Origin of the sequence: Stenotrophomonas nitritireducens, from assembly GCF_001700965.1 — a bacterium.
In the GTDB taxonomy this organism is placed as follows: Bacteria; Pseudomonadota; Gammaproteobacteria; order Xanthomonadales; family Xanthomonadaceae; genus Stenotrophomonas; species Stenotrophomonas nitritireducens_A.
Genome location: NZ_CP016756.1, coordinates 3,922,502 through 3,934,917 on the forward strand (window position 1 = coordinate 3,922,502; position 12,416 = coordinate 3,934,917).

A 12,416-nucleotide genomic window follows, 5' to 3' on the forward strand; every position below is an offset into this window, starting at 1 on the left:
CAGAATGGCCCGGGCGTGCCCGGGCCATTCTGTTTGGATCACATGCTCAATCAACGGAACCGGTACTGGAACTCAACTGCGATCTCGCGTCCCACTGCGTCATAGGCGCGCCAGAAGTACGGATAGGTGTTGAAGCCGTCGTCCTTCGGGTGGTGGTTGTCAAAGATGTTGTTGACGTAAAGGTTGACCTGCGCCTTCTCGGTGATCTTCTTGCCAATGCTGCCGTTCCAGATGAAGTAGGGAGCGACGCGGCCGGTTTCCTGCCAGTTCGGCAGGCTGCCGTAGCGGACCATGAACAGCGCGGCCTGCCAGTCGTCCCGCTGCCACGTACCGGTTGCGCGGATGCGGCTGCGGAAGTCGAAGTTGCCCAGGTCGTCGCGGTAGTCTAGTACCGGATCGTTCTTGAACTGAGCGGATGTCTGGCCGAGGGTATGCGACCACCCAAGCTGAACTCGGAAGTCGCCCATTCGGTCGGTATCCAGTCGGTAGTCCAAGGTAGCGTCGATGCCCTTTGTGCCGAGGACCGCGCGGTTGATCGGGCCACGACGGATCTCTGTGATCTGGCCGTCATTCGGGGTGCCCGGGGCGCTGAGGCGCGATACGCGCGATAGCATGTCGTTGCAGAACGCCGAGCCCGGCGCGCCCAGCGTGAACGGCTGGCCGTTGCGGGTCTTGCCGGTGATGCACCCGGCTTCGCCTTCCAGGATGTACGCAGACGTAATGTCTGAGACCACGTCTTCTAGTTCGATGTGGTAGTAGTCAGCGCTGACAGAAAGGCCGTCGATGATGTCCCACACAAAACCAGCCGTCCAGGATTTGCCCGTTTCTTCCTTCAGGTCCTTGGTACCTTGGCGTACGCCGAAGGCGGTGTAGTTGGTTGCCGTGTCCGTGCTCGTGCACTGCGCTGCGACTCGCCCGCTTTCAAGGCAGCGGCGCACGTCAAGAACGGGGCTGTACGAGCCGCTGCGCTCGGCGAACACATAGTGCATGTCAGGGGCGCGGAAGCTGGTGGCGTAGGAGCCGCGCAAGAGCAGATTCGAGAACGGACGCCATTCCAGGCCGGCGTTCCAAGTACGGGCGTCATCCACTGCGGTGACGTCGTCGTACTTGTCGAGACGGCCTGCGAGGCTGGCCTTGAGACTGTCGAAGATCGGGATGGACAGTTCGACACCCGTCGCATAACGGTCGCGCTTGCCACCGCCACCGGTGCCGGTGCGGTTGTAGGGGCGGTCGACGCCAGTGTAGTCCGGCAAAATGCGAGGATCTTCGTTAAGCTTGTACTCCTGCTGGGATGCTTCCACGATGGCCGCGAAGCCAAGGGGTCCGGCCGGTAGCTCAAACAGGTCGCCCGATACCACGAAGTTACCTTGGTTTACATATGACTTGGCGTCGGTTTTCAGGGTCGTGCTCATTGACGCGAACTGCTCTGGCGTCAACGCGCTGTAATAATGCGCTTCATTCAGATCGTAGACCGCGTAGCCGCTGCGCGTGCCAAGGCGTGGGCCGAGGAACCAGTCGTTGATCTTCGACGCGACCAATCGCGGGGATTCTACCTTGATGCGGTACTCGGCGCGGGATACGGTTGCATCCCAATCGAAGCGTTCGCCAAAGTTGCCCTTGAAGCCAACTGCAAGATCGTAAGACTTTTCGTCATTCTTGCTCATCAGGTTGTTCAGGCCGCCGGCTTCCATCGGCGTGAAAATGCGCTGCGCGTCGACGATCGTGCCAAGACCCTGGTCGTACCAGAGACCGCCGACGGTTGGGCCGCCCCAGAACTGGGTGCCGCCGGTGTACTTGGCGCGCGACCAATAGGTCTGGAGGCTTGCCCAGGCCTGCACGCCGCTGTCGAAGTCGAACGTGCCGTACAGGTACGCCGAGATGTCGTTGTTGCCGTTGCTGATCGTCTGGTACCCAACATCCTTGTAGGTGCCGCAAGCTTGGCCAAGGTTGGTGATCGTGCCGGCTGCATTGGCAGAGCGATAGTTATGGCGCACCCACTCATCGCCCATCTGCTCGCAGGCGCCAGGCGGCGGTGCGATGTAGCTGTTCGCGCTCTTTGTGCGGTCACGGACGCGCATGGTCCCACTGGGCTGGATGCCGACGAAGTCCGGCGGCAAAGGGTTGTCCAGCAGCGAGTCCATGAAGTCACGCTGGTACGCGTGCAGCGGCTCGGAATTGAAATATTCAACTGCGTAGGTGAGGCTCCACTTGTCGCCGGTTTTGCCGCCGATCCATTGCAAGTCGGCACGATCACGGCCGCCGTCGGTGGTTGTGGAACCCTTAATCTTGATCAGATCGCCTTCGAAATTGGTCTTCAGGACGATATTGACCACGCCTGCGACAGCGTCGGAACCATAGATGGCAGACGCGCCACCGGCCAGTAGTTCGATGCGCTCGACAGCTGCAGCGGGGATGTTGCCGAAATTGGCGAAATTGCTCTGGCCGTTGTACGGCAGCGGGTAGTCAGCAGCACGACGACCATTGATCAGCAGCAAGGTGCGGCCCGGGCCGAGGCCACGGAGATTGATGACGCTGGCGTTCGGGGTGAAGCCACCCTGGAAGATTTCGTTCTGTGTGGAGCCGCTAGCCTGGGTCAAGGTGTTCAAGGCGTCGAAAACGGTGGTGAAGCCTTCGCGCTCGATCTGAGCGGAGGTAATGACCGTTACCGGTGCCGGGCCCTCGACTTCAGCGCGCTTGATGCGCGAACCCGTGACGGTGACCTTGTCCAGGTTGGTCGCGCTCTTGTTGGTCACCTCGTGACCAGGCTGAGGCTCGGCTTCCTGAGCATGAGCCTGCGCGTTAATGGTCAGTGCCATCGCGGACACCAGTGCGAAGCTCAACGGATGACGGATGAGCGGACTACGAATCGCCATGCATTTCCCCTAAAACGAATGAGGTATCCCTTTCACAACCATGCTGACGAAAGGGCTATTTGTTCCGGTACTGAAAGGTTTCATTTGCCGGTAACTTAAAGTTAACACAAGGTTAACCTTAAAGGTCAAGTGTTCAGCCTGTGCTCATGAGTGCATAAGTCGGCAAAGCTGGTTGTTGCAGTCGGCAAACGTAGGGTAGATGGTGGCTCTGCGCATCGCGCTATAGTTCGCGCCGAACCATTGAAGTAGAGGCTGTAGTGATCCGGTCGATTCCGTTGGGCGGTGCCCACAAAGTGCAGAAGGGGCTATCCCCCCATTCACGTATCCGCAATGTCATTGCGGTGGGCTCGGGCAAGGGCGGGGTGGGCAAGTCCACCACGGCCGTAAACCTGGCCCTGGCGCTGAAGGCGTTGGGTGCCCGGGTGGGCGTGCTGGATGCCGATATCTACGGGCCCAGCGTGCCGGCCATGCTTGGTTTGAGCGGGCGGCCGGAGAGCCCGGACAACAAGTCCATCGAGCCGCTGCGGGCATTCGGGGTCGAGGCGATGTCGATCGGTTTCCTGATCGAGCCGGACTCACCGATGATCTGGCGTGGGCCGATGGCCACCTCGGCGCTGACCCAGCTGTTCAACGACACGCTGTGGGATGACCTGGATTTCCTGTTGATCGATCTGCCGCCGGGTACCGGCGACATCCAGCTGACGCTGTCGCAGAAGATCCCGGTCGCCGGTGCGGTGATCGTCACCACGCCGCAGGACATCGCCACGCTGGATGCGCGCAAGGCTTTGAATATGTTCGAGAAGGTTGAGGTGCCGGTGTTGGGCATCATCGAGAACATGGCCGTGCATACCTGCAGCAACTGTGGCCATGTCGAGCATCTGTTCGGCGAAGGCGGCGGTCAGCGGATGGCCGAGCAGTACGGTGTGCCCTTGTTGGGCTCGTTGCCGCTGGATATAGCCATCCGCGAGCAGGGGGATGTCGGTGCGCCGATCGTCGTCGCGCAGCCGGAGTCGGCAGCGGCAAAAGCCTATCTGGCGGCGGCGCAGCGGATGACAGAGGAATTGGCCAAGCGCCCACGTGCCAGCATTCCGATTCTGTCCACGTTGACTTGAGTCTGCCCGCCGGTAAAAGCCGTGATGGGGCCCGCGTCTGCGGGCCCTTCTCATAAAAAGGTGTGGGCGGCGATGATTGGCTACGGCCGGGCGCTGGCTCTAGGCTAGAATCGACCACCCCCGGCCGCAGGCATGCTGCGGCACAACGTGAACAGGATCACTGAATGAGCATCAAGAGCGACCGTTGGATCCGCCAAATGTCCGAACAGCAGGGCATGATCTCGCCCTACGAAGCCGGCCAGGTCAAGCAGGTGGACGGCCAGCGTATCGTCAGTTACGGCACTTCCAGCTATGGCTACGACGTGCGTTGCTCGCGTGAATTCAAGGTGTTCACCAACATCAACTCGACCATTGTCGACCCCAAGCACTTCGACCCGAAGAGCTTTGTCGATATCGAGGCCGATGAGTGCATCATCCCGCCGAACTCGTTCGCGCTGGCACGCACGGTGGAGTTCTTCCGCATCCCGCGCGACACCCTGGTGGTGTGCCTGGGCAAGAGCACCTACGCGCGCTGCGGCATCATCGTCAACGTCACCCCGCTGGAGCCGGAGTGGGAAGGCCATGTGACGCTGGAGTTCTCCAACACGACGCCGCTGCCGGCCCGCATCTACGCCAACGAAGGTGTGGCGCAGATGCTGTTTTTCCAGGCCGACAAGGATGATGTCTGCGAAACCTCGTACAAGGATCGCGGCGGCAAGTACCAGGGCCAGACCGGCGTTACCTTGCCGCGTACCTGAAGCCAGCGGGAAGCCGGGAACATAGAGGCCAGGAACGAGTAACGCGGTGAAGGCGGAAGTTGCTTCCGCCCTGGCGACGCTACGGGTTCCTGCGCGCCAGGCTCCTGCTCAAAACCTTGCTGTGAACTTGCAAGCCAGAAACGTAGAGCTTAGGGACGTGCGATGCAGTAAAAGCCGAGCGGCATCCCGCACGCTCTCTGCTTTAGCGGTTCCTACGCCCTACGTTCCTGTTTCACTCACTTGCCGCGCCCGAACAACATGCCGATACCGACGGCGACCAGGATGGCCGGCCACCAGGTGGCGAGCATGGTGCCGATGTTGCCGTTGATCCAGCCAAGGTTCTTGGCCAGGAAGAACAGGCCAACGATGATCAGGATCAGGGCGGCGATCAGATTGGAGCGCATCGGCTTGCGGGGTCCGTAAGGGGGAAGGTGCTTATCGTAGCCGCTGGCGCCAGATTTCGACACGCTCGGCCAGCACCTCCGGATCAAAGCGTTGTGCCTTGCCGTTGCCCCACACCGGCCCCGGCCAGGCCGCATCATTCTCGTTGCGGCCGATCAGGTGCACATGCAGCTGGCGCACGATGTTGCCCAGCGCACCGATATTGATCTTGCTGACATTGGGTTTGTGCTTCAGGTGCTGCGAGATCTGGTTGATCTCGGCCAGCAGCAGCCGCTGTTGGGCGCCGTCCAGATCGATCCACTCGCTGGCATCAGGCACGCGTGGCACCAGTACGACCCACGGGAAGCGGTCGTCATTCATCAGGCGGATCTGGGAGAGCGGGCCATCGGCAATCAACACACTGTCGGCGGCAAGGCGGGTATCAAGTACGAAATCGGACGTCACAGCTTCGGTCATCGCAGGTTCTCGCTGAAGAAGGCCAAGGTGCGTTCGCGCGCCAGGTCGGCGCTGGGTGCGTGGTAGTGCATGCCGACCTCGCGGTTGAAGGCGTGGTCGGCCGGATACACATATACAGGCAAGTCGGGTTGCTTTTCACGGTGCGCTGCAACGGCGGAGGCCGGGATCGAGGCGTCCTTGTCACCGAAATGGAAGATTGCCGGTGCCTTGAACGGTGTATCCAGGAACGGCACATTGCGTGCGCCGTAGTAGCTGGCCGAGGGCAGGCCCAGGCGCTGCGCGGCCAGCATGGCAATGGTGCCGCCCCAGCAGTAGCCGACGGTGCCGACCTTGCCGTATTGCGCCAGAACCCCAGCGGCGGCTTCGACGACGGTTACCGCGCGGTCCACGCCCAGTTCGTTCACCAGCGCTTTGCCGCGGGTAGCACCTGCGGTGTCGTAGTCCAGCTGCAGGTCCGGCTCGATCAGGTCGAAGAATGAAGGCGCAAGCACCGCATAGCCCTCGGCGGCGTACTGTTCGGCGACATGGCGGATATGTGCGTTGGCGCCGAAGATTTCCTGTATCACCACCAGGCCGGCGCGAGGGGTACCAGCAGGCAGGGCCTGCCAGGCGCGGACGGGACCGAGTGGGGTGGGGAGGGTGATCCAAGTGGGCATGGCGGGGGACTCCGGATTGAGGGGGCAGGGGAGGCGATGTGCCTTCTCCCGCTTGCGGGAGAAGGTGCCCGAAAGGGCGGATGAGGGGAGCTTTTAACGCCGTGGGTCTGCTTGCAAGGGGCTTCCCCTCACCCCAACCCCCGCTTCGCGCCCCGGCCCTTGCACTGGCGCAAGGGCGTTCAACAGGGGCACGAACCGGTGGTTCGTAAACGCCCCAGTTTCACCCCGCAAGCGGGAGAGGGGCTAAAGCAGGGCATTGCTGCGGTCTGATCGATTAATCAACCCCAGCGCCTATTAAGCCAGCCTGCAGGGCGTCGCCGCGCAGGCCCGGTATACTGACCGGCTTTCCGGCCCTGCTGCCATTCCGGCCCGGCCCCAGGATTTCCAGATCATGTCCCAGCTGAACCCCAAAGTCGGCTTCGTCAGCCTTGGCTGCCCGAAAGCCCTTGTCGATTCCGAGCGCATCCTCACCCAGCTGCGGGTGGAGGGCTACGACATCGTGCCGTCCTACGACTCGGCCGACGTGGTGGTGGTCAATACCTGCGGCTTCATCGACTCGGCCGTGGCCGAATCGCTGGATGCCATCGGCGAGGCGATGAACGAGAACGGCAAGGTCATCGTCACCGGCTGCCTGGGCAAGAAGGGCGACATGATCCGCGAGCACTACCCGGACGTGCTCTCGGTGTCCGGGCCGCAGGACTACACCACGGTGATGGAAGCGGTGCATGCGGCGCTGCCGCCCAAGCACAATCCGTTCGTGGACCTGGTGCCGGACTACGGCATCAAGCTGACCCCGCGCCACTACGCCTATCTGAAGATTTCCGAAGGCTGCAACCACCGTTGCAGCTTCTGCATCATTCCCTCGATGCGTGGCGACCTGGTGTCGCGCCCGGTTGATGAAGTGCTGCGCGAGGCCGAGCGTCTGGTGAAGGGCGGTGTGCGCGAGTTGCTGGTGGTGTCGCAGGACACCTCGGCCTATGGCGTGGACCGCAAGTACGCGCCGGGCACCTGGCGCGGCAAGGAATACGCAACGCGCATGAAGGCGCTATGCGAGGGGCTGTCCGAGCTCGATGCCTGGACCCGCCTGCATTACGTTTATCCGTACCCGCATGTCGACGACGTGGTGCCGTTGATGGCCGAGGGCAAGATCCTGCCGTACCTGGACATCCCGTTCCAGCACGCCAGCCCGCGCATCCTCAAGCTGATGAAGCGCCCGGGCGCGGTCGACAAGACCCTGGAGCGGGTGCTGCGCTGGCGCGAGATCGCGCCGGACATCACCGTGCGCTCCACCTTCATCGTCGGCTTCCCGGGCGAGACCGATGCCGAGTTCGAGCAGCTGCTCGACTTCCTGGATACGGCACAGCTCGACCGCGTGGGCGCCTTCGCTTATTCGCCGGTGGACGGTGCCACCGCCAACCAGCTGCCGGACCCGGTGCCGGAAGAAGTGAAGCAGGAACGTCTGGCCCGTTTCATGGAAAAGCAGGCGGCCATTTCCGCGGCCAAGCTCGAAGCCAAGATCGGCAGCGTGCAGCAGTGCCTGATCGACGGCATCGAAGACGGTATCGCGGTGGCGCGCTCCAAGGCCGATGCACCGGAAATCGATGGGCTGGTGCATATCCAGAACGCCGACGAGGCCAAGCTGCGGGTTGGCCAGTTCGTCGACGTCGAAATCACCGACAGCGATGAGCACGATCTGTTTGGCGATGCCATCGTCAATGCCAAGGCGGCCGCGCCGTTTGATATCAAGGTGCTGTGACCTGCGCACCTGCCGCTGATGACGCCGGCGCAGGCCGGCGTCGTTTTTTGGCGCCACCGCGCGAGCGGGTGACGCATCAGTGTTTTGAGCAGCCCATATTTGGCGGCTTTGCCGTCTACGCCGAGCTGTTGCAAGGCGTCGATTGGCCGGATATTGCTGCGCTCAACGCGCAGCTGGCCGTGCAGGGCAAGCAATTCGTCATCCAGGATGAGGCCTTGCTTGGCGACGGTCTGCACTACGAACAACGCATCGCCCAAGGGCGCATCGCCACCCGTGCGCAGAACTGGCATGACCTGTTCAATGCGCTGGTCTGGGCGCGCCATCCGGCGATCAAGCGCGCGCTCAACGCGCAGCAATGCCTGCATATCGCGGCGATGGGAACAACGCAGCGCAATCATGCGCAGGCCGCGCTGACCCAGTTCGACGAAACCGGAGTCATCGTGCGTGTCCGCAATGCGGCCTTGTTGTCGGCGTGGGATCGGCACGACTGGGCGACGCTGTTCGATCCGCGCGCATGGCAGCAAGGCGATATCGCCCTCTGCGCGCTCATCGGCCATGCCTTGCTGGAGCAGGCCTTGTTACCCGGGCGCCTGCTGGTGGGCAAAAGCATCGTGGTGCTTGGCGAGGATGATGCGGCCTGCGTTGCCCGCATTGCTGCGGCAATCGCTGAAGGAGAGGTGCTGGCTGCGCCATCCGAGCTGCGGCCTTTGCCGCTGGCTGGCATTCCTGGCTGGCACGCGTCACAGGACGCGGCATTCTATCAGTCGCGCGATTACTTCCGGCCGCTGCGCGAGGGCAGGGTGTATCCGTCGGCGCTCAGCCTTCGTAGTTGACGTCGAGGATGGCGAAGCGGGTCAGGCCGCTGGGCAGCTCCACCGCGAACTCATCGTCGATGCGCTTCTTCAACAGCGCCCGCGCCAACGGCGAATCAATGCTGATCCAGCCGGCCGGTGCGTCGGTTTCATCGGGGCCAACAATCCGGTAGACAACGGTTTGCCCTGAATCAACGTTTTCCAGTTCCACCGTCGCGCCAAAGAACACGGCCTCCGGGTCGCTGGGCGTGGTGTCGACCACGCGCAAGGCTTCCAGGCGTTTGCTCAGGTAACGCACGCGGCGGTCGATCTCGCCCAGCTGCTTCTTGCGGTAGGTGTACTCGGCGTTCTCCGAGCGGTCGCCCTCGGCGGCTGCTGCGGCCAGTGCCTTGACCACTTCCGGCCGCCACTGCCGCCACAGCTCGTCCAGCTCGGCCTTGAGCCGGGCGTGGCCCTGCGCGGTGATCAGGGCGGTGCTTTTTTCTGCAGGGGGACGCCAGCGGCTCATTGCGGTCATGCATTGCGTGGATGCGGCATGGTAGCCGGGCTTGCTTGCGCAAGGCCAATCAATGGCTGAAGCTTCGCGCTCACCGACAAGGATGTTTGGCCGATGTTGATACTGCCGCTGCACAAGCCGCTCAACCTGAGCACCTTGCCGCTGGTGACGATGCTGCTGGTGCTGGCCAATGTCTACGTGTTCTTCGGCTGGCAGGCCGGCGACGAGCAGAAGGTGCAGGCGACGCAGGTCTGGTATCAGCACTCGGGCCTGGCCGGCTACGAGCTGCCAGCCTACGAAAAACACCTGCGATTGACCGCGCAGCGCGATGCGCTGGCCGAGCTGGAAGCGGTGCCGGCGCAGGAGCGCGGCAGCTATGTGGGCATGGCGACCTTGAGCGATGTCAGCTTCCACAAGGCACTGCAGCAGGGCGGCTTGTTCGAGTCGGAACAACAACAGGCAGCGTGGGTGCCATTGCGGCGTGACTACCAGGCGCAGCTTGACCAGGTATTCACCCTGCGGCACATCCTGCGCAGCTCGGAATGGTCGCCGTGGCGGCTGCTGTCGGCGGCCTTCCTGCACGGCAGCGTGATGCACCTGCTGGGCAATATGGTGTTTCTGGTGGTGCTGGGTCTGCTGTTGGAAGGCGCGCTGGGCGGTTGGCGCTTCCTGGGGCTGTACCTGTTGGGGGCGGTGGGTTCCAGCGCTGCCAGCGTGTTGTGGCGCTGGGGCGAGGCCGGCGGTGGTCTGGGCGCCTCCGGCGCGATCGCAGCGGTGATGGGCGCGTTCTGCGTGGTGTGGGGAATGCGCCCGGTGCGGTTTTTCTACTGGTTCGGGGTGATCTTCGACTATGTACGCGCGCCGGCGATCTGCCTGCTGCCGCTGTGGCTGGGCTGGGAGGTATTCAACCTGCTGAGCAATGATGAAGCCGGCATCGGGTTTGATGCACATGCCGGTGGCCTCATCTGCGGCGCCGTGCTGGGTGGGCTGCTGGTGCTTACCCGGCAGACCCGCGACGACTATATGGTCGATGAGACAGAGATCGCAGCCGGCGACCAGCGTTGGGAGCAGGCGCGGCAATACATGGGCCGGCTGGACAACGCGGCCGCCGAGCGCGTGCTGGCGGAGCTGGCGGTCGAGCAACCGCAGCGTCTGGATGTGGCGCTGGCGCGTTATCGGGTTGCAGCCAATGCCGGCCGCACCGCCAACATGCGGGCGCGGGCTGCCGATGTGCTGCGATTGGAGGCGGGCGATGCTGCCGGGCTCGCCGCGCAGCAGGCCATCATCAAACAGCTGCTGGCGGAGGGCGGAATCGCCGAGCTGGCGCCTGCTGCGTTTGAGCGCTGCCTCAAAGCCGGCTGGCTGCAGGAAGCCGAGGCGGTCTGGGAACAGGCCATTCAATTGCCGGGTGAGATGCAGGCACAGGGCTGGCTTCGTCTGGCCTTGCGGCATGGCGAGGCGCATGCCCATGCGCAGCGTCGGCGTCTGCTCGAATTGCTGCAGCAGCGGTTTGCGGCGACCCCGCAGGCCGGCAAGGCGCGGTTCCTGTTGGAGAACGACTGAGGGTTTTGCCTTGATGGAGCTCCGTTTGTGACTGCGGCATCGCCTGCCTGCAGCCCTGAATTTGTGTCTCCGCGCTTCAACCGTAGCCCGGGTAAGCGCAGCGCACCCGGGAAGCAGGGATCTACGGGAAACCTCAGGTGTCCGCCAACAGCCCCAGGTGCGCTGCGTTTACCCGGGCTACGTTGGCGATATGGCTCCGCTCAGCCGAGCCGGATTTCTCAGGCAGGGCTGACCTGCAGCGCGCTCCTGGCGGCTTCGAGCTTGCGGCGCTGCTCTTCGTCCTCGCAACGCTGCAGCGCCGTGTCGATCAGTTGCAGTGCCTCGGCGTCGCGGTTGTAGCGTTCGCCCAGCAGCAGGGCGGCCTGCAGTGCCCACTGCGGTGCCTGTGGGTCGCGCGGCCAGGCCTTGAACATCGCCCGCAGCGTGTCCATCTGCAACTGCAGTTGGCCGCTCAGACGTGCGCGCTCGGCAAGCTGCGCAGCCTGCTGCGGTTCGGAGGGAGTGAAGTCCGCATCCACCTCCAGCATGTCGCGCAGCACGTTCATCGCTTCGCGTTCCTGCTTTTCGATCAGCAGGCGGTTGATGTACTGACGGGCATGCTCACGCAGCGCATCCGATGCACCCTTGCGGCGAAGCAGGCGCTGGTACAGCTCATGCACCGGCAGGCTCACCGCGCGCGAACGTACCGAGCCGCGCAGGGCATCGAGCGCTGCATCGAGCTGGCCTTCGCGGACGAAATGCTCGGCCTCATCGAGCAGCTTCTGGTCCGGGTCATGGCGTGACAGCGCGTCGTAGGCGCCCTCCGGCTCGAAGCCCAATGCCTCGTGGTACTGGTAGACCAGATAGCCCAGCAGATGGAAGGCGCTGAACAGGCCCCAGATGCTGAAGAAATTGAGCACCAGCTCGCCCACCACCGGCGGCATGAAGGTGTGCAACCACTGGCCCGCGGTCAAGGCGCTGGCCTGGATCACGAACAGCAGCAGGAAGGCGGCCAGGTAGGGCCAGCCAATTCGCAGCGCGATGGTGATCGAGGTGGCCGGGTTGGCGGCGTGGCGCAGGCTGCCATCCATCGCCAGCGAGATCACGCAGCCGGGCTGCAGCAGGACCACCGCGCCGAGCGTGAGCAGGCCAATTATCGGGCCGAGGAAGATCGCCACCGTCACCACGAAGATGCCCAGCAGGATCATCAGGCCGAGCAGGCGGATAACGGTGCCGTCGCTGCTGCTGAGAGTGTTCTCGGGCGAGGCCATGCGGCCGTTGGCGGTTTCGCGCAGGATCTCGAACGAATAGCGGTAGATCGCTCCCCAGGTGACGATCCCGAGCAGCCAGCCGATGGCCGGCAACCAGGTCAGCAGCGTGCACAGGGTGAGCGCGATCAGCGAATACAGCGCCGAGCCACGCACCGGATAGAGCGTGATGGCAGGCAGTCGTTGCCAGAACGGTTGTGGGCGTTGCGCGTTCGCGCCGCGCTTGCGGTCTTCCATGACATTCCCCCGAGAGTCAGGGGCCGATTGTGACGCCTGCGATAGAGGGCCGGCAATGGGCCGGCCCTG

At 63.4% G+C, this 12,416-nt stretch carries 11 protein-coding genes; 5 read left to right on the forward strand and 6 right to left on the reverse strand.

All coding sequences use genetic code 11. The annotated features are described in order from the left end of the window. Positions 1–50: 50 nt before the first annotated feature. On the reverse strand, positions 51–2,873 hold the full coding sequence (locus tag BCV67_RS16690) for a TonB-dependent receptor plug domain-containing protein (protein ID WP_062168202.1): 2,823 nt from the start codon (positions 2,871–2,873) through the stop codon (positions 51–53). A gap of 260 nt (positions 2,874–3,133) precedes the next feature. Between BCV67_RS16690 and apbC the strand changes: the two genes are divergently transcribed. Together apbC and dcd are read left to right on the forward strand one after the other, a co-directional pair. Beyond that, positions 3,134–3,985, forward strand: a complete 852-nt coding sequence (gene apbC, locus BCV67_RS16695) for an iron-sulfur cluster carrier protein ApbC (protein ID WP_062171609.1) — start codon at positions 3,134–3,136, stop codon at positions 3,983–3,985. A 164-nt stretch (positions 3,986–4,149) separates the two neighbouring features. Further along, a complete protein-coding gene (dcd, locus tag BCV67_RS16700; RefSeq protein ID WP_057627064.1) occupies positions 4,150–4,722 on the forward strand; it encodes a dCTP deaminase in 573 nt (190 codons plus the stop codon). A 236-nt stretch (positions 4,723–4,958) separates the two neighbouring features. Here dcd and BCV67_RS20380 read toward each other — a convergent pair whose 3' ends face one another. The 3 genes from BCV67_RS20380 to BCV67_RS16710 are packed head-to-tail and all read right to left on the reverse strand — an operon-like array spanning position 4,959 to position 6,236. Continuing rightward, the gene (locus BCV67_RS20380) at positions 4,959–5,126 is read right to left on the reverse strand and encodes a LiaI-LiaF-like domain-containing protein (RefSeq protein ID WP_170183049.1); all 168 of its coding nucleotides are present in this window, start codon (positions 5,124–5,126) and stop codon (positions 4,959–4,961) included. Between the two features lie 31 nt (positions 5,127–5,157). Then, positions 5,158–5,580, reverse strand: a complete 423-nt coding sequence (locus tag BCV67_RS16705) for an HIT family protein (RefSeq protein WP_062168200.1) — start codon at positions 5,578–5,580, stop codon at positions 5,158–5,160. Continuing rightward, positions 5,577–6,236 carry a dienelactone hydrolase family protein gene (locus tag BCV67_RS16710; protein WP_062168198.1) on the reverse strand — a complete coding sequence of 220 codons (660 nt, stop codon included), beginning with the start codon at positions 6,234–6,236 and terminating at the stop codon, positions 5,577–5,579. Before BCV67_RS16710 ends, BCV67_RS16705 begins: the two co-directional genes overlap by 4 nt. Positions 6,237–6,627: 391 nt before the next feature. Here BCV67_RS16710 and rimO point away from each other — a divergent pair, with 391 nt between their 5' ends. Continuing rightward, entirely contained in the window at positions 6,628–7,992 is a 1,365-nt protein-coding gene (gene rimO, locus BCV67_RS16715; RefSeq protein WP_062168196.1) for a 30S ribosomal protein S12 methylthiotransferase RimO, read from the forward strand. Beyond that, on the forward strand, positions 7,989–8,825 hold the full coding sequence (locus BCV67_RS16720) for a DUF3025 domain-containing protein (protein WP_062168194.1): 837 nt from the start codon (positions 7,989–7,991) through the stop codon (positions 8,823–8,825). Before rimO ends, BCV67_RS16720 begins: the two co-directional genes overlap by 4 nt. Here BCV67_RS16720 and greB read toward each other — a convergent pair. After that, complete coding sequence (gene greB / locus BCV67_RS16725) at positions 8,809–9,312, reverse strand: transcription elongation factor GreB (protein ID WP_062168192.1); 504 nt, start codon at positions 9,310–9,312, stop codon at positions 8,809–8,811. The genes BCV67_RS16720 and greB overlap by 17 nt on opposite strands. Positions 9,313–9,414: 102 nt before the next feature. Here greB and BCV67_RS16730 point away from each other — a divergent pair, with 102 nt between their 5' ends. Then, the gene (locus BCV67_RS16730; protein ID WP_062168190.1) at positions 9,415–10,863 is read left to right on the forward strand and encodes a rhomboid family intramembrane serine protease; all 1,449 of its coding nucleotides are present in this window, start codon (positions 9,415–9,417) and stop codon (positions 10,861–10,863) included. Positions 10,864–11,081: 218 nt separating this feature from the next. On the opposite strand, the gene BCV67_RS16735 is transcribed toward BCV67_RS16730, so the two are convergent. Further along, complete coding sequence (locus BCV67_RS16735) at positions 11,082–12,347, reverse strand: hypothetical protein (protein WP_062168187.1); 1,266 nt, start codon at positions 12,345–12,347, stop codon at positions 11,082–11,084. Positions 12,348–12,416: the final 69 nt, after the last annotated feature.

Bases quoted from the DNA above. Each gene is read 5' to 3' on its own strand.
- BCV67_RS16705 (WP_062168200.1), bottom strand. From the start codon at position 5,580: ATGACCGAAGCTGTGACGTCCGATTTCGTACTTGATACCCGCCTTGCC.
- BCV67_RS16710 (WP_062168198.1), bottom strand. From the start codon at position 6,236: ATGCCCACTTGGATCACCCTCCCCACCCCACTCGGTCCCGTCCGCGCC.
- dcd (WP_057627064.1), top strand. From the start codon at position 4,150: ATGAGCATCAAGAGCGACCGTTGGATCCGCCAAATGTCCGAACAGCAG.
- BCV67_RS20380 (WP_170183049.1), bottom strand. From the start codon at position 5,126: ATGCGCTCCAATCTGATCGCCGCCCTGATCCTGATCATCGTTGGCCTG.
- BCV67_RS16730 (WP_062168190.1), top strand. From the start codon at position 9,415: ATGTTGATACTGCCGCTGCACAAGCCGCTCAACCTGAGCACCTTGCCG.
- BCV67_RS16690 (WP_062168202.1), bottom strand. From the start codon at position 2,873: ATGGCGATTCGTAGTCCGCTCATCCGTCATCCGTTGAGCTTCGCACTG.
- rimO (WP_062168196.1), top strand. From the start codon at position 6,628: ATGTCCCAGCTGAACCCCAAAGTCGGCTTCGTCAGCCTTGGCTGCCCG.
- BCV67_RS16735 (WP_062168187.1), bottom strand. From the start codon at position 12,347: ATGGAAGACCGCAAGCGCGGCGCGAACGCGCAACGCCCACAACCGTTC.
- greB (WP_062168192.1), bottom strand. From the start codon at position 9,312: ATGAGCCGCTGGCGTCCCCCTGCAGAAAAAAGCACCGCCCTGATCACC.